This window comes from Pseudomonas veronii (assembly GCF_001439695.1).
Lineage (GTDB): Bacteria > Pseudomonadota > Gammaproteobacteria > Pseudomonadales > Pseudomonadaceae > Aquipseudomonas > Aquipseudomonas veronii.
Window position 1 is genome coordinate 447,897 of sequence record NZ_JYLL01000001.1, and the last position, 16,449, is coordinate 464,345.

Sequence of the window (16,449 nt, forward strand, 5' to 3'; positions counted from 1 at the left end):
CCATGGGCGCAAGCATTCTCATCGCGCGAAACCTTAGCAAAGTGGTTCCCAGCGCGGAAGGTGAACTGACTATCCTGCACGAACTGAGCCTGGAACTGAACAAGGGCGATAGCCTGGCTATCGTCGGTGCCTCCGGCTCCGGCAAGTCCACCCTCCTCGGTCTGCTGGCCGGCCTCGACCTGCCCAGCAGCGGCGAAGTTATCCTCGCAGGCCAAGCCTTGAGCAGCCTCGACGAAGACCAGCGCGCGCGCATCCGCGCCGAACACGTGGGCTTCGTCTTCCAGTCATTCCAACTGCTCGACAGCCTCAACGCCCTGGAGAACGTCATGCTGCCGCTGGAGCTGGACGGCCGCAAAGACGCCCGCGAGCGCGCCAGGTACCTGCTCGAACGGGTCGGCCTGGGCCAACGCCTGACCCACTCGCCACGCCAACTCTCCGGGGGTGAGCAGCAACGGGTGGCGATCGCCCGCGCCTTTGCCGCCGAACCGGACGTGCTGTTTGCCGACGAACCCACCGGCAACCTCGACAGCCATACCGGCGAGCGCATCAGCGACCTGCTGTTCGAACTGAATAAAGAAAGCGGCACGACCCTGGTCCTGGTCACTCACGACGAGCGCCTGGCGCACCGTTGCCGACGCCTGATCCGCCTTGAAGCCGGCCTGCTGGTCGCGCCCCTGGAGCCTTGATGGCACGCTTGCCGCTGTTGCGCCTGTTCAGCCTTGCCCTGCGCCAATTGCTGCGCGATGCCCGCGCCGGCGAATTGCGCGTGTTGTTCTTCGCCCTGCTGGTGGCCGTGGCCTCCAGCACCGCCATCGGCTACTTCGGCGCACGCCTTAATGGCGCCATGCTGTTGCGCGCCACCGAGTTCCTCGGCGCCGACCTGGTGCTCGAGGGCAGCTCACCCGCGCGCCCCGAGCAAATCAGGTCCGGGATCGAACTGGGCCTGGATCACGCACGCGTCGTCGAGTTTTCCAGCGTTATCGCCACCGATAACGGCATCCAGCTGTCCAGCATCAAGGCGGTCAACGAGCAGTACCCGCTGCGCGGCGAACTGAAGAGCGCAGCCGCGCCATTCGCTGACGAAACCGCAGGCGGCGGCCCGAAACCCGGCGAAGCCTGGGTGGAGGCACGGCTGCTCACCGCACTCGACCTGAAAGTGGGTGACAGCATCGACGTGGGCATGAAGTCCCTGCGCCTGGCGCGTGTGCTGACCTATGAACCGGACCGCGCCGGCAATTTCTACAGCCTCACGCCACGGGTGATGATCAACCTGGCCGACCTGGGCGCCACCGGCGTCGTCCAGCCCGGCAGCCGCGTCAGTTACCGCGAGCTGTGGCGCGCAGCCCCCTCAAGTACGGCACTGCAAACCTATCGTGACCTGATCAAGCCGGGTCTCGCGGCCAACCAGCGCCTGCAGGACTCGCGGGATGGCAACCAGCAGATCGGCGGCGCCCTGGGCAAGGCCGAGCGCTACCTGAACATGGCCAGCCTGGTGGCGGTGTTGCTGGCCGGTGTGGCCGTGGCGTTGTCCGCCAACCGTTTCGCCAGCCGACGTTTTGATGCCAGCGCGCTGTTGCGCTGCCTGGGTTTATCGCGGCGTGAAACCATGCTGTTGTTCAGCCTGCAACTGAGCGTACTCGGCCTGTTGGCGAGCCTGGCCGGCGCCCTGCTGGGCTGGCTGGCGCAATTTGGCCTGTTCTATTTCCTCCACGACCTGCTGCCGGCGGACGTACCGCCCGGCGGGCTGCTGCCGGCCATTGCCGGGATCGGCACCGGGCTGGTGGCCCTCGCCGGTTTCGCCCTGCCACCGTTGGCGGCACTGGGCCGCGTCCCACCGCTGCGCGTGTTGCGGCGCGACCTGCTGCCCATCCCGTCCAGCACCTGGATGGTCTACGGCGCGGCGCTGCTTGCCCTGGGCCTGATCATGTGGCGCCTGAGCCTCGACCTGGTGCTGACCTTCGCCCTGCTCGGCGGGGGCGTGGTTGCGGCGTTGATCCTCGGTGGCCTGCTCCTGCTGCTGTTGCAGAGCCTGCGCCGCCTGCTGGCCCGGGCGTCCCTGCCGTGGCGCCTGGGCCTGGGCCAGTTGCTGCGTTATCCGTTGGCGGCGGCAGGCCAGTCGCTGGCGTTCGGCTTGATCCTGCTGTCCATGGGCTTGATCGCCCTGCTGCGCGGCGAATTGCTCGACACCTGGCAAAACCAGCTGCCCAAGGACGCCCCCAACTACTTCGCGCTGAACATCCTGCCCGCCGACAAGGACGCCTTTGGCGCTCGCCTGCTCGAACTGCAGGCACAATCGGCGCCGCTGTATCCGGTGGTGCCCGGCCGGCTGATCAGCGTCAACGGCGAGCCCGTGCAGGCGATCGTCAGCAAGGACTCCAGCGGCGACCGCGCGATCCAGCGCGACCTGAGCCTGACCTGGGCCGCCGACCTGCCGCCGGGCAATGCCCTGACTGCGGGTACCTGGTGGTCACAGCAACCGGGCGATGAAATACCGGGGGTGTCGGTGGAAGCCAAGGTTGCCGAAAGCCTGAAACTCAAGCTCAACGACCACCTGGTGTTCACCGTGGCGGGCGAAACCCGTGAAGCGCGGGTCACCAGCCTGCGCACCATCAATTGGGATAACTTCCAGCCCAACTTCTTCATGATTTTCCAGCCTGGCACCTTGAAAGACCTGCCGGCCACCTACCTGACCAGCTTTTATCTGGCCCCCGGCCATGACCGGCAGATCGTCGACCTGTCCCGGGCCTTCCCGGCGGTCACGATCCTGCAAGTCGAGGCCCTGCTGGAACAGTTGCGCAGCATCCTCGCCCAAGTAACGCTGGCCGTGGAGTATGTGCTGCTGTTCGTGCTGGCGGCAGGGATGGCGGTGCTGTTCTCCGGCCTGCAGGCCACCCTGGACGAGCGCATTCGCCAAGGTGCGCTGCTGCGTGCGCTGGGCGCCGAGCGCAAGCTGCTGGTGAAGGCCCGACGCATCGAGTTCGGCCTGCTCGGCGCCGTCAGCGGTTTGCTCGCGGCGCTGGGCACCGAGCTGGTGACCTGGGTGCTCTACCGCTATGCCTTCGACCTGGCCTGGCACCCACACCCGTGGTTGTTGTTGCTGCCGGTGATCGGTGGCGTGCTGATCGGCGCTGCCGGGGTGTTCGGGACGCGCCGCGCGCTGAATGCCACGCCATTGGCGGTATTGCGCGAAGGCTGAGACGACAATGGCCCGCGCGTCACAGACCGCGGGCCACCATTGTCTATTTCACATACTCGATAGCGGTGATCCACCAGCACACCTCGCCGTTCGGCGTCTGCACGATGGCCTCATCGTCGACTTGCTTGCGCAGCAGCGCCCGCGCCATCGGCGAGTCGATGGAGATGTAGTCCATCCGTTCGTAGATCTCGTCATAGCCGACGATGCGAAAACGCTTGGTTTCGCCCTGCTCGTTTTCGATATCGACCCAGGCACCGAAAAATACCCGCCCTTCCTGTTCGGGCATGTACTCCACCACGCGCATGTCTTCCAGACGCTTGCGCAGGTAGCGCACCCGTCGGTCAATCTCACGCAGCAGCTTCTTGTTGTACTGGTAGTCCGCGTTCTCGCTGCGATCCCCCAGGGAAGCAGCCCAAGTCACCTTGCGCGTGGTGTCCGGACGCTTTTCGCGCCACAGGTAATCCAACTCCTTCTTCAGCGCCTCATGACCTTCTTTGGTAATCAGCTTGGTACTCAAACGTGTGCATCCCCAGGCAATGTCCATTGATTCCAATACGCCGCGGCATGCAGGCCCCGGCGTCGACGAACAGAGGGTGATGATAAATGAACCGGGGAAAGTAGCCAGACCCTCTGACGCCTCGCATCACAGCTGGATTGCGCCCGGCTCGCTGCTGGCTTGAACCAGCTCATTCCTGGCCAGGCCGTCCAACGCCTGGTCGAGTTCAAAGAGAATGGCATGCACATTCTGGCGCAACCCTGGTAACTGCACGAGCAGCGCCGCCAACGTCTCGCCTTTCTGACGCGCCCGCAGCTCTTGCGCCTCGACTTGAATGGCCCGCTCTTCGAGGACGCGGGTGCGCTCATCCATTTGACGCTGCCCTTGCTGCTGCATGACCACGGCATTTGCCAACTGCGCTTCACGCCCCTCCAACGCCTGCGCCTGCAACTGCACGGCGCCCTCCTCCTGCACCATGCGACGGGTCAGTTCCTGGCGCTTTTGCTCAAGCTCCGCCAGCCCTCGCTGCAGTTCAACCTGGCGCTGTTCGAGCGCTTCTTCGCGCTTTTGCATCGCAAGTTTTTGCTGGGTCAGCTCCTGGGCGACACGCGCGAGGTTGGTCAAGGTGCTGTCCACCTCGAACAGTGAATTGTGTTCTGCCTGTTCGTTGGATGCCGGCGGCGCACTGGGTGCAACCGCGACGACCGGCGCAGCAGTTGGCGCCACGACCGCGGGCACCTGCCGCTGAGGTTCAGCCAGCCCCTCGATCACCACGGGCAAGACCTTTTCAGGCGCCTTGGTGACTTTGGGAGCCGAGACCAATTTGGAAGAAAAACGAATGGACGGGACAATCAGCGTGGGACTTTCAATCGCCTCTGACGCAGGGGCCGATGTGCCCAAGGTAATCACCTTCATCACCAAGGCTTTCTTGATGTTCATTGAATGATGATCTTCGGGCCTGGCGGGCGGCAACTTGCAGCCTTTCAAGTCGACAAAGTGATAGGGAATCTGGCCGTCGCCGACGCTACCCGACTTGGTACCGGACGCGGCCAAGGTCAGTATTTGTTTAAACACCCGCATCGCAACTTGCAGATCCTCTTGGGCATCCACCCCACCCAAGAAGTAGCGTTCAACTTTCCTACGCAATGCTGCGACATATACCCGGGAACTACCCGGCTCTATTTCTTCATCCAGGCTGTACACAAGAAAGTTCGACGCGATCTGGGGAACAGCAAAACCACAGAGCAGAGCACCGTTGACCGGCGCATCCTCACCAGAGCGTTCAAGAACTAGGGTACGTAGAAGCATCATAGTAATCAGGCCTCATGACAACAAGCAAAGCGTATATAAACATCAGATAAACATCCGACCATCAACATGCATTTATCACTCAACGATTGTTTCAGCGAGGTAACAGACTGAACGTAGGACTTCTCTTATTAAGATACTTCAGCGTTTCCAAGCGCTGTACATTGAACGTACCATTTTTAAACCCGAGCCCTATATCACTCAACAAAGGCGCTTGCCTCTTCATTCTTCTTGCCTCACCAACCGAACAGAAAAGCATAATGATCGAGATAAGCAACCTCACAAAATACTTGAACAAAAAGAGTGTAATCAGCGATGTCTCATTTTCTGCCAAACGCCAAGAGTGCCTTGGTTTATTTGGATTGGAGGGGGCAGGTAAAACGACACTTTTAAAAATGATCGCCGGCGCCATCCAACCCTCCTCGGGGCAAGTGCGGATTCTGGGGCTGGATACACACACGCACGGCTATCACGCACGCAAGGCAATAGGCTATCAACCCGAATCCGGAGTCAGTCACCCGACCCTGTCGGTCAAGAACCTGCTCAGTTTCATCGCCACTCTTCGGGGATTCCAAGGCGCGGAGCGACGCAGGCGGGTGGATCACGCGGCCAGCCGACTCGAACTCTGGCCAGTCCTCGATTACCCGATCAACACCCTTCCCCCTGGCCTGAAACGCAAAGTCGCGTTTGCCCAGGCCCTGCTGCACGACCCCGACGTGCTGTTACTGGACGAACCCAGCGAAGGGTTGGCGCCCCATCAGCAAGGCAAGATCAGCAGGCTTATCCAGTCGTTGGCCGACGAGATGACGATCATCGTTGCCTCACGCGATTGCGAAGCACTGGCCGGCGTCTGCACCCGCGCCCTGGTCATTGGCGGCGGGCGCCTGTTGGCGGACACCCCGATGCCCGAGCTGCAGCGCAGTTCCCGGCACTTTCGCGCGGTCACCCTGGCGGCGGAGTCAGCCCTGGATTTACTGGCACTTGCCGTACTGCCCGGCGTGGCAGGTATCGAAGAAGACCGGCACGGCCCGGGCACGGTAACCGTTCTCGCCATGCCGGGACACTCCATCTACCCCGCCATCTGCGCATTGATTGCCAACCGACGCTGGGAAATACACTCACTGAATCTGGAGCCAGGCCGCCTGAACGATGTCGTTCACCACCTGAGCCAGGAGGCATCCCATTGAACCTGCTGCCATCTGTTTTCAAACGCCAGCTTGCCAGCTATCTATCGGCACCTGCCACCTACCTGAGCGTTGCGCTGTTCCTGTTGCTGTCGACCTTGCTGGGGTTGCACACCAGCCAACTGCTGGAGCGCAGCAGCAGCGATTTGCAGGGCTTTTTTCAATGGCACCCTTGGTTGTACCTGTTACTGATCCCTGCACTGTCGACTCAACTTTGGGCGGACGAGAATGAGACAGGCTTTGGCGATTTCATGAAAACACTGCCTGTGCGGCCCGCCGAACTGGTTATTGGGAAGTTCCTCGCCGCCTGGGTCGTGGCGGGCCTGGCATTATTACTGACATTCCCCATCGTGACGGTGGTCAACTTGTTGGGCAGTGCGGACAACCGGGTCATCGCATCCCAATTCCTGGCCAGTTGGTTATTGAGCGGGAGCTATCTCTCAGTGGGTGTTTTTATTTGCGCACTGACCCGCCAGCGCCTGGCCATTTTCATATTGACGCTGAGCCTGCTGTTATTGGCCAGCGGCGTGTCTTCGATATTGGATGCACTGGAGCGTCAAGCCCCCATCTGGATCATCGACAGTTTGACATCTCTCAGCCCACTCCTGCGTTTTGGCCTGATTGATCACGGGACACTTACCTTTCAGGACGGCGCGTATTTCATCAGCATGATCATTGCTTTTCTTGCTGCGACGACCGTTATCCTCAACTACAAGAACAGCTGAGAAGGAACACTCTCGATGCGATATCCATTGCGCACCGGCATGACACTTAGCGTCATACTGCTGCTGTTCCTCGCATTCAACCTGGTATGGGTAGTCAAACTTCCTGATTTACGCCAGGACTTTTCCCAACAACAGACCAATACATTGTCACCCGCGGTATTGCACTTACTCACCACACTGGAAAGCCCACTGGACTTCTATTATTTCAACTCAAGCATACCGGCCAAAAAAAGCATCCTGAAACACTATGCCAAACGCGTTGAAGAAAAGCTCAGGGCGTTTGAACACGCAGCAAACGGCAGGATCAATCTGCACATTATCGATCCCACTCCCTTTTCAGAGGATGCCTACAAAGCAGGACTGTATGGCCTGCGCGATCAACCGGGGTTCTTCGGTCTTATCGGCGCTCGGGAGGGACAAACCGCCCAACGCATCGAGTCGTTCAACCCGGAGAACGAGCCGCTGCTGGAGTATGAAATCAGCCACTTGATCACCCAGTTGCTGCACCCCGAGCCCGCGATCGTCGGGCTGTTATCAGGGTTACCGGCCGGCGCATCCATCGAGCCGCTGGTACTGGAGTTGCACCGACATTTCGATCTCCTGGAGCTGGAGCCGACGGCCGATCATGTGCCCTCGCGGATTAAAACCCTGATGCTGGTACATCCACGCGGGCTGCCGGAAAAAACACTGTATGCGATCGACCAGTTCGTCCTGGGCGGCGGCAAACTGCTGATGTTTATCGACCCCCTCGACAAAGGCGGCTCAAAGACAACGTCCTCCGCCACCCGGCTAGACGGCTTGCTCGCCGGCTGGGGGGTCAGCATGCCGAGCAACAAAGTGCTGGTCGACCCCACCTATGCCCCGTCGGAACATCAACCGGCCACATTCACCCTGCCACGCCAAGCAATGAATACCCGCGATGTCAGCAGCTGGAAGCTGGGCACAGTGACCGTGTCGAACAGCGGCGCCCTGTTCTCCCTGGATAAAAGCCGCGCCATCTTCACGCCGCTGTTGCGCAGTTCCAGACAGTCGTTACTGATCGATTCAGACGCCGTGGGCAGTGCGTTACCCACGCGTGGCGAGCCTCACGTGATCGCTGCCCGCCTCGAAGGGCCAGCCTATTCGGCGTTTGCCGACGGATTTGGCGGGCGGCCGCCGGGGTTGCAGAAGGCGGCGCAGATCCATGTGGTCGTGGTTGCAGATACGGATATGTTGAGCGAGCCTCCCGGCGAATCCGCGCGAAATGCCAACAAACTGTTTGTCATGAACGCACTGGATAACCTGGCCGCGCCGCAGGCCCTGGCGGATATTCGCCCGCGCGCGGTGGCCGGCCATTCATTGAAGCTGCTGGCGAAGCGGCGCGAGGCTGCCGAACGCGCCTATCGGGATCAGGCTGCCGAGCTGGAACGGCGCCTGGCACGAACGGAAAAGGAATGGCAGCGCCTTAACCCCGACGTCACGGCCCTGGGCACGGAGTCGGTCGATACCAGTACCCAGTTGCAAGCGCTCAACAAGGAACGCCTGCGTCTACCGATGGAACTGCATACGCTGAAAAACACGCTTTACGCGCCAGTGCAGCGCCTGGAACGCAACGTAAAACTGCTGGTGATTGTGCCGTTGCCGGCACTGCTGTGCCTGATTGCCTGGGGGCTGTTTCGGCGGCGGCGTCGTCGCTGGCCGGTGCCGCCGTCGGCGTTTTATTGAGGGCTCAGCGCCGCGCGATCAAGCCTTGCCGGGCAATGCGCGTCAGTTGGCGGATCACCTCAGCCGCGTCACTGGCGCTGGGCGCCTGGATCACCGCGAGGTCAAAGCTGTTGCTGGCAAAGCGTGCCAGGGAATCGCCATCTTCGACAAATTGGATCAGGAACGCCGAGGGCCGCCCGCCCCGACGCGGCCAGCCGTCCAGGTAACGCAACAGCGTCGGCTGGTGCTTGCCGCCCAGGAGAATTCTCGGATTGCGTTGAGTCAGCTCCGCAGTGATCGGAGCCAGGCGTATGAGGGGGCGTGGTGCATTCATCGTGTCGTGTCTCTGCCTCAAAAGTCTGCGGGCAGGTGAGAGGCAACACCGAACCAGCGCTTTAGCGGTATTTCGAAGCCGGCGTCTGCAATGAGAACTGGCTTCTGTCGGGCTGCATCGAGTCCCAGTGGCGCCCCGCAATTAGCTGTTTAAATCGGCGCATAACCAACATCCTAGAGAAGCCGATGGGGCGGTGTCAAGAATCCCGCGCAACGAAAAGGCCCGCACATGGCGGGCCTTCTCCAGCGGTTACAGGCCGATCAGTGGGTGATGGCGCGGTCGGCGGACAGTTTGCCGGCACCTTCGAACAGGACGGCCAGGGAGCCGCCGAGCAAGGCCAGGGCGAACTCATAACCATTGTTCGCCATGAACAGACCGTTATGGATATGCACCGAGAAGATCGCCACCAGCGACAGGATCGTCAGGCCCAAGGCCGCAGGGCGTGCCAGCAGACCGATGATCAAGGCCAGGCCGGCGAAGAACTCGGTACCGCCCGACAACAAGGCCATCAGGGTGCCCGGCGCCAGGCCGATGCTTTCCATCCACTGCGCGGTGCCCGCCAGGCCGTAGCCGCCAAACCAGCCAAAGAGTTTTTGCGAACCGTGGGCAGCGAAGATGATGCCGACGACAATGCGCAGAATGGTCAAGCCATAGCCGGCGCGGGTGGACAGGATGCTTTTGATCAGTGGGCTCATGGGGATAATCCTTTTCAGAGTAGGGGTTGGTTGGCCGCTATATTAATCAGTTTAGGCAATGATAAAAGCCGAAAAAATGCCTAATTAATATCTATAAAATCGATCACTTGCGCGAAGCGATTTTCGGCTCCAACGCCGACGGCTCCAGGGAGTCCCGCTCCCGATCAAACGCCAGGTAGTACTTGTTGACGCTATTCACATAGCTCACGCCGCTCATCCCCACCTGCTCCATGGCAATGCGCTCCACCTGGAAGAACCACTGATTGGGGTTCAACCCACGCCGCTTGGCTTCGGTACGCATGCCTTGCACGCGTTCCGGCCCCATGTTGTAGGCCGCCAGCACGAACGCCATGCGCTCACGCTCGTTGAGCTTGGGGCTGGCGAAAAACTTGCGGCGGATCATCGACAGATAACGTGCGCCCGCCTGCACGTTGCTGTCGAGATTTTCGATATTGTTCACGCCCACCCGCTGCGCCGCCGAAGGCGTGATCTGCATCAGGCCGGTGGGGCCACCGCTGCTGCGCGCGCTTGGGTCGAGGGCGGACTCCTTGAAGGCCAGCGCGGCGAGGTTCAACCAATCCATGCCTTGCTCGCGCGCATGTTTTTGCAGGATCGGGCGCAGTTTCTCCAGGCGCTGGCGGTCGATGCGGGCCAGCGGGTTGCGCACTTGGTAAAGGCGTCGATAAATGCGCTGAAACGCCACGTCCTGGTCGGACGGCGTGCGGTAGGTCTTGAGGAAGCGATCAATACTCGCCCGCAGCATCGCGGCGTCCTGCCGCACGAACCAATACTCTTCGCCCGGCTCATTGATCACCACCTGCTTGTCGAAGCGCAGCTTGGGCAGGATCTTCGACCAACGTTCGGCGATGGGCTTCTCGACGATGGTCAGGTGAAAGATGCCGGCCTGGACCATCTCCAGCACGTCCTCCACCGCCAGGCTCGGGTCGACCCACTCCACCTTGATCGGCGGCTGCTTGTGCAGGGCCAGTTTCTGGTTGACCTGGTTGATCGCATCCGCCGCCGCGCTGCCGGTGGTCAGCGCCAATGTGCGCCCGGACAACTGCTCCAGCCGGGTGAACCGGCGCTCGCCCTTGACCCCCACCAGCCATAACGGCACGCCGCTGGCAATCGGGTCGCTCGCACTGATCTTGTGCGTGGCCTTCACTTCCAGCAATTCCCCGGGGGCTACCAGATCGCCTTCACCCCGTGCCAGCGCGCCGAGCAGTTGGTCCTTGGCCTTGGGGATGATCTTCAGATTGATTTCCTGGCCATCGCGGGCTTGGTCGTTGAGGTACTGCTCGAACGCACGCAGGCGATGGTATTCGACACCAATGGCCTGGCCCTGGATTTCGCCGGAACTGTTGCGGCTCTGGTTGACCAGTACGCGCAGGGTACGACTGGAGCGAATCTCGGCCAGGTCGCGCACCTTGCTCGGTTTGGTCACTTCCAGCGGCCCGTCCAGCCGCGCGACCGCCGCCATGGGCAGCGATAACGTCAGGCACAACATAAGCAACGCCGAGGGTCGGATCATCCGCTCTCCGGAAAGAATACTGGCCAGCACCTTCGCGAAAAACGAGGAGCTGGAGGTCAGAAACAGAGCGCTTTATGCGCTGACAAGGCACGCAACGGCGGCACCAGGGTAGGCGATAGACCCACCACAATGTCACTTGCGACGTTCAAAGACAGCTATAACTCGTTGTAGTTCTAGGTTTTTCTTATAAATCTACAGCTCTGATATGCTTTCCGGCCGCAGGCGGAGATAGCACCATGCAACTCATTGATATCGGCGTCAACCTGACAAACCCAAGTTTCGACGAGAAGCACCAGGCCGTTCTCGAGCGTGCGTATGCTGCCGGCGTGCAACAATTGGTGCTCACCGGCACCAGTGTCGACGGCAGCGAACAGGCCCTGCAATTGTGCGAAAAGCTGGATGAAAGCGGCCAGCGACTGTTCTGCACCGCTGGCATCCACCCCCACTCCGCCAGCGACTGGAACGGCGACAGCGCCCAACGCCTACGTGGTTTGCTCAACGACAGCCGCGTGCGCGCGGTGGGCGAATGCGGGCTGGATTTCAACCGCGACTTCTCACCGCGCCCGCAGCAGGAAAAAGTCCTCGAAGAACACCTGGCCCTGGCCGTCGAGCTGAAACTGCCGGTGTTTCTCCACGAACGCGACGCCAACCAGCGCCTGCTGGAGATCCTCAAGGATTACCGCGATCACTTGTCCGCCGCCGTGGTGCATTGTTTCACGGGCGAGCAGCAGGCGCTGTTCAGCTACCTCGACCTCGACTTGCACATCGGCATCACCGGCTGGATCTGCGACGAGCGCCGTGGGACGCACCTGCATCCGCTGGTCAGAGAAATTCCTCGGGGCCGCCTGATGCTGGAAAGCGATGCGCCTTACCTGCTGCCGCGAACCCTGCGGCCCAAACCGAAAAACGGCCGTAACGAACCGGCCTACCTGCCGGAGGTGCTGCGCGAAGTCGCCCTGCACCGCAACGAAAGCCTGGAAGACCTGGCCCAGCACAGCACCGCCTGCGCGCGTATTTTTTTTGGCCTACCCGCTGTGGTTTGATGTGGCGTATTGACCCATATCAAAGTGGTATTTTTTCAGTAGCGGCACAATAATGGCACCTTGCCAATGCTGTTTCCGCTATCAGAGAAAAACCTTCTATGGGTGCCTGGCTTAGCAATATCTCGCTGAAATACAAATTCTGGGCCGTCAACGCGGTCGCCTTTATCACCACGCTGCTGTTGGTGCTATACGCTGTGCATCTCGAACAGCAGTCGCGCAGCCAGGCGTCCCAGGCCTCGGCACAAGCCCAGGCGCGCTTGCTCAGCGCCTGGCCGGCCGACAAGGCGCTGCCCAAGGGCGAGGCGTGGCTGACGTTTGCCCGTGGCCAAGTCCCACAGTTGGCTGATCAAGATCTGTCAGACCTGAGCAGTGCCAGCGGCTGGGTCGAACTCAATCACCTGCCCTTATTCGGCGAAAACCCGTTGATGGGCGCTGAAGTGGTCGCCCGCGCCGACGGGCAACAGGTCGCCGTGCTCGCTTACGCGCCAAGCCTGAGCCAGGTGTTCAGTGAGCGCTTCGCCAACTACGCGGTGGCGGTGCTGATCCTGATGCTGGCGATGCTCTGCGCCTCGCAGTTGCTGATCCGCTTCCTGCTCAGCCAGCTCAACACCCTCAAGGACGTGATGCTGCACGTCGAGAAAACCGGCGACTTGTCGGCGCGTGTCCCGCTGGCCTGCAAAGATGAAGTCGGGCAGATGGCCAGCGCGTTCAATGCCATGCAAGCCGGCTACCAGCGAGTGGTCAACACCGTGGCCAGCACCGCCAAGCAACTGGATGAGGGCGCGGCGCGCCTGGCCAGCAGCATGAACGAGGTGCAGCACGGCATGCTCGGCCAGCAAAGCGAAACCGACCAGGCCGCCACCGCCATCAACGAGATGACGGCCACCGTCCACCACATCGCCCAGCACGCCGGCGCCACCCGCGATTTGTCCCAGACCGCCGACACCCTCGCCGGCAGCGGCCGCGAAGTGGTGGATCGGGTGCAGCGCTCAATCGCCGGGCTGTCCAGCGGCGTGCAACAGACCGCCGAGATGATCCAGAAACTCGCCGAAGACAGCCAGAAAATCAACGGCGTGGTCAGCGTGATCCACAGCATCGCCGAACAGACCAACCTGCTCGCGCTCAACGCCGCCATCGAAGCCGCCCGCGCCGGGGAGATGGGCCGCGGTTTCGCCGTGGTCGCCGACGAAGTGCGCAACCTGGCCAAACGCGTGCAAACCTCCACCGACGAAATCACGCTCATGGTCTCGGCGCTGCAAGCCGGCACCCGCGATGCGGTGGACTTCATGCAAGAAAGCTCGTTCAAGGCCGATGACTGCGTGCAACAGGCCCAGGAAGCCGGCGCGGCACTGGCCGAAATCACCGGCGCCGTGGCGCAGATGCGCGAAAGCAACACCCAGATCGCCGTCGCCGCCGAACAGCAGAGCCATGTCGCCGAAGAGATGAACCGCGCCGTGGTGAGTATTCGTGATGTGACCGAGAACACCGTGCAGCAGACCGTGGATTCGGCCACCACCAGCAATCAGCTCGCCACATTGGCCGGGGAGTTGAGCAAGGCGATTGGCCAGTTGAAGCTATAAGCAATACAAGGCGAGGCTATGGCCCCCATAGCCAGCCTTGATTCGCCGCGCCAGCCGACCCGACCTAAACTCTGTTCAAGTTGTTTCAACGGACAGAGGATTCATCATCATGGGCAAACGTCATCCCAATCTCCCCGCCTGGCAATGGCGTCAGTACCCGCAAAACCACCAGCACCCGACCAACCTGGCGTTGCACATGATCGCGGTGCCGCTGTTTATCATCGGGTTTCTGTTGGTCGTTTCCGGGGTGTTCAGCCTGAGCCTGGCCAGTTTGGCCGTGGGCGTTGTCGGCATCCTCGCCGGCCTTGCCTTGCAGCGGCATGGCCACAGCCTGGAAGCCCAGGCCGGTGAACCGTTCAGCGACCGCAAAGACGCGGTCCAACGCCTGTTGGTCGAGCAGTTCGTGAGCTTCCCGCGCTTTGTGCTCAGCGGTGGCTGGTGGCGCGCCTGGCGTCAGCGCCACCGGCACTGAAGGTCAGGCGAAGACCACCACGGTCTGGCGGCTGATGGCGATCAACTCGCCGCTCGGGCTCCACAGCGCCGCAGCGGCATGGCCGTAGCCGTCACGGGCGTGTTCGATGTTGACGTAGTACTGGCACCAGTCAAGTGTGGTGAGGTCTTGCAGCGGCTGGATAAACTCGATGGTCCAGGTCAGGGTACTGCCCGGCGCTGGCTTGCGCAGGTGCGGTAGCAACGCCGGCGGCCAGGCATCCACCAGGGCGAGGATGTGCGACTCGGTCAGCGGCTCTTCCTTCACATCGCCGCGCAAGCGCACCCAACCGCCCATGTCGCGGGAGGTATTGCCGGTAAACGGCAGGCCGCCGACACTCCAGCGCATCGCCAGGTGCCGCATGAATTCCGGGGTGACGCCCTGGATATACGGCAGCTCCTGGCATTCATCCCAATGCTTGAAGGTCGGCGGCGGCTCGCTCGGCACCACGACTTGCGACTCACGGGACGCGCCGAAACTGGCCTGGACCAGCGTCGCCACTTCACCGTTCTGCACCACCCGGCCAAGCAACTGGCTGACCGCCTTGCCTTCGCGCAGCACTTCGACGTGATAACTGGCGGGCACATCCGCGGCGACCGGGCCGACAAAAGTGATTGCCAACGAGCGTAACGGCCGGTCGGCAGGGACCTGGGCGCGTAGCGCTTCATATTGCAAAGCGGCCACCAGGCCACCAAAGGTCGCGCGACCCTGCGCCCATTCGGCGGGGATGGTGACCTCCAGCGGGTGGTTACGGGCGGCGTCGAGCAAATCACTGAAGCGCATGGCGACCTCACATCAAAAAGACCGGAGCAGCGATCTTAACCAGCGCAACCACCAGGTACAGCGCCTATTCCGGCCAAAAACCGGACCGGCTCAGAAACAATCCGCGCAGAGTTTGTCCAGCACCCGATCCGCCTCGCCTTCGGCCTGGGCCATGGTGCGACGCCAAATCGTCACACAGGGCTGCAGATCGGCTTGATGCTCGGCCTGGAGCAGCCACTGCCAGCAATCATGCCAATCGCCCAGGGCGCCTTGGGCTTGCTTGAGGCGCAACACGGCCTTGACCGGCAGCTTGTCCAGCTCGGGGTAGGCTTCGGCGGCGTAGCGCACGCGCTTGATCAACAAGCGCAGACGGTGGCGATCGTGACTGGGGTCCTGCAGGGCGTCATCGAGGTTGTGCCATTGCTTGGTCAGGCGTTTCTCGATACGCGTGCGCAGGCCCCTGAGCAGTTTCTGGTGTTGCGAGGCACGGATAAACCGCGGGAATGCATCGAGGATCTGCAGCAGGTGCGCCAGCTCCGGGCCCTGGGCGACGTGGCGATAGGCCTCGGGTTGCAGGCGCAGACGACGGTCGGCGGCGGCATGGTGACCGTGCTGGTGCAGATGCGCGGCCAGCACTTCACGATCGCGCAACGGGGTGGTCAATTGGCCGACGGTGCTGGCGGCCAGTTCGAGTTGTTCGACCCCCGGCAAGCCGCGCAAGGGTCGCAACAGGCTACGCAGGCGCCGCACGGTGGTGCGCAAATCATGCAGGGCTTCATCGTCGGTGACGGCGGCGAGCCGAGCCTGGCAGCTCAGTAACCCTACTTCCAGGCCGATGACCTGAGCGACTAACTGATCTACCAAGGCTGACATGCTTTCCCCCACTGACGACGAATAATCCCTGCATCACTCAAACCGCTGACGCAGCCTGGTTGCACTCGACAGCTGCGACGAATCAGCGGCCGGCGCGCGACTCACGAATATAGAAACGCGCCTTCTCGGCCTTGTTGGCGCAGCCTTCGAACGCTTCGAATTGCTGCTGGGTCTTGGCGCCGGTCAGCAGGGACAAGGCCTTGGAGTAACTCACGGTGCCGGCAAAGCCTTCGGCCTTGGCCAGGTCCAGCTCTTTCCACGCGGCGTCCAATTGGCTGCCGCAGCTGTCGCGATAGGCAGTTTTCCCGGCGCAACCGGCCAGGGCCAACATGATCACAGGCACACACATCCAGGCTTTCATCGATGACACCTCAAAATAAAGAAAAACGGTCGTACCGTGTAGACGTTGCCTACAAAGAAAAGTGCCTTGTCCGCCACCCGAAATCAAAAGCGCCTATTGCCAGAGCATACCCGAGCCTAGCCGCTATTCTGGAAAAATATTGCGCGGTGGCGCGAAGATTGAAGCCGCCCCCGTATTGGGTGCATTGT

The 16,449-nt window shown here is 61.6% G+C and carries 16 protein-coding genes; 8 read left to right on the forward strand and 8 right to left on the reverse strand.

The features are described from left to right. Positions 1-2: 2 nt before the first annotated feature. On the forward strand, positions 3-686 hold the full coding sequence (locus TU80_RS01995) for an ABC transporter ATP-binding protein (protein WP_017849531.1): 684 nt from the start codon (positions 3-5) through the stop codon (positions 684-686). Next, entirely contained in the window at positions 686-3,196 is a 2,511-nt protein-coding gene (locus tag TU80_RS02000; RefSeq protein WP_057003731.1) for an ABC transporter permease, read from the forward strand. The genes TU80_RS01995 and TU80_RS02000 overlap by 1 nt, the downstream gene beginning before the upstream one ends. A 43-nt stretch (positions 3,197-3,239) precedes the next feature. On the opposite strand, the gene greB is transcribed toward TU80_RS02000, so the two are convergent. Next, entirely contained in the window at positions 3,240-3,713 is a 474-nt protein-coding gene (greB, locus tag TU80_RS02005; protein ID WP_026140354.1) for a transcription elongation factor GreB, read from the reverse strand. A 126-nt stretch (positions 3,714-3,839) separates the two neighbouring features. Beyond that, entirely contained in the window at positions 3,840-5,003 is a 1,164-nt protein-coding gene (locus TU80_RS02010; RefSeq protein WP_057003732.1) for a hypothetical protein, read from the reverse strand. A gap of 257 nt (positions 5,004-5,260) precedes the next feature. Between TU80_RS02010 and TU80_RS02015 the strand changes: the two genes are divergently transcribed. From TU80_RS02015 to TU80_RS02025, 3 genes are read left to right on the forward strand one after another with little or no spacing between them, the layout of a single operon-like run. Further along, positions 5,261-6,187 carry an ABC transporter ATP-binding protein gene (locus tag TU80_RS02015; protein WP_057003733.1) on the forward strand — a complete coding sequence of 309 codons (927 nt, stop codon included), beginning with the start codon at positions 5,261-5,263 and terminating at the stop codon, positions 6,185-6,187. Next, a complete protein-coding gene (locus tag TU80_RS02020) occupies positions 6,184-6,909 on the forward strand; it encodes an ABC-2 transporter permease (RefSeq protein WP_046384248.1) in 726 nt (241 codons plus the stop codon). Before TU80_RS02015 ends, TU80_RS02020 begins: the two co-directional genes overlap by 4 nt. Before the next feature lie 15 nt (positions 6,910-6,924). Beyond that, the gene (locus TU80_RS02025; RefSeq protein WP_057003734.1) at positions 6,925-8,613 is read left to right on the forward strand and encodes a Gldg family protein; all 1,689 of its coding nucleotides are present in this window, start codon (positions 6,925-6,927) and stop codon (positions 8,611-8,613) included. 4 nt (positions 8,614-8,617) lie between these two features. Here TU80_RS02025 and TU80_RS02030 read toward each other — a convergent pair whose 3' ends face one another. The 3 genes from TU80_RS02030 to TU80_RS02040 all read right to left on the reverse strand — a co-directional run bounded on the left by TU80_RS02030 (position 8,618) and on the right by TU80_RS02040 (position 11,152). After that, entirely contained in the window at positions 8,618-8,926 is a 309-nt protein-coding gene (locus TU80_RS02030) for a hypothetical protein (RefSeq protein WP_017848810.1), read from the reverse strand. 260 nt (positions 8,927-9,186) lie between these two features. After that, positions 9,187-9,621 carry a DoxX family protein gene (locus tag TU80_RS02035; protein WP_017848811.1) on the reverse strand — a complete coding sequence of 145 codons (435 nt, stop codon included), beginning with the start codon at positions 9,619-9,621 and terminating at the stop codon, positions 9,187-9,189. 103 nt (positions 9,622-9,724) lie between these two features. Next, positions 9,725-11,152, reverse strand: coding sequence for an MltF family protein (locus TU80_RS02040; RefSeq protein WP_057003735.1), 1,428 nt, complete (start codon positions 11,150-11,152; stop codon positions 9,725-9,727). A gap of 236 nt (positions 11,153-11,388) precedes the next feature. Here TU80_RS02040 and TU80_RS02045 point away from each other — a divergent pair, with 236 nt between their 5' ends. From TU80_RS02045 to TU80_RS02055, 3 genes are all read left to right on the forward strand, one after another. Continuing rightward, complete coding sequence (locus tag TU80_RS02045; protein WP_046483457.1) at positions 11,389-12,195, forward strand: TatD family hydrolase; 807 nt, start codon at positions 11,389-11,391, stop codon at positions 12,193-12,195. A 98-nt stretch (positions 12,196-12,293) separates the two neighbouring features. Further along, a complete protein-coding gene (locus tag TU80_RS02050; protein WP_046384251.1) occupies positions 12,294-13,775 on the forward strand; it encodes a methyl-accepting chemotaxis protein in 1,482 nt (493 codons plus the stop codon). Positions 13,776-13,884: 109 nt separating this feature from the next. Then, positions 13,885-14,247: an Mpo1-like protein gene (locus TU80_RS02055; RefSeq protein WP_017848815.1), complete on the forward strand. Its 363-nt coding sequence runs from the start codon at positions 13,885-13,887 to the stop codon at positions 14,245-14,247. A gap of 3 nt (positions 14,248-14,250) precedes the next feature. Here TU80_RS02055 and TU80_RS02060 read toward each other — a convergent pair whose 3' ends face one another. The 3 genes from TU80_RS02060 to TU80_RS02070 all read right to left on the reverse strand — a co-directional run bounded on the left by TU80_RS02060 (position 14,251) and on the right by TU80_RS02070 (position 16,261). Next, positions 14,251-15,048 (reverse strand): acyl-CoA thioesterase, encoded by a 798-nt coding sequence (locus tag TU80_RS02060; RefSeq protein ID WP_046384252.1) that lies wholly within the window; start codon positions 15,046-15,048, stop codon positions 14,251-14,253. 90 nt (positions 15,049-15,138) lie between these two features. Beyond that, positions 15,139-15,900 carry a CHAD domain-containing protein gene (locus tag TU80_RS02065; protein WP_046384253.1) on the reverse strand — a complete coding sequence of 254 codons (762 nt, stop codon included), beginning with the start codon at positions 15,898-15,900 and terminating at the stop codon, positions 15,139-15,141. Between the two features lie 82 nt (positions 15,901-15,982). Further along, a complete protein-coding gene (locus tag TU80_RS02070) occupies positions 15,983-16,261 on the reverse strand; it encodes a hypothetical protein (RefSeq protein WP_017848818.1) in 279 nt (92 codons plus the stop codon). Positions 16,262-16,449: the final 188 nt, after the last annotated feature.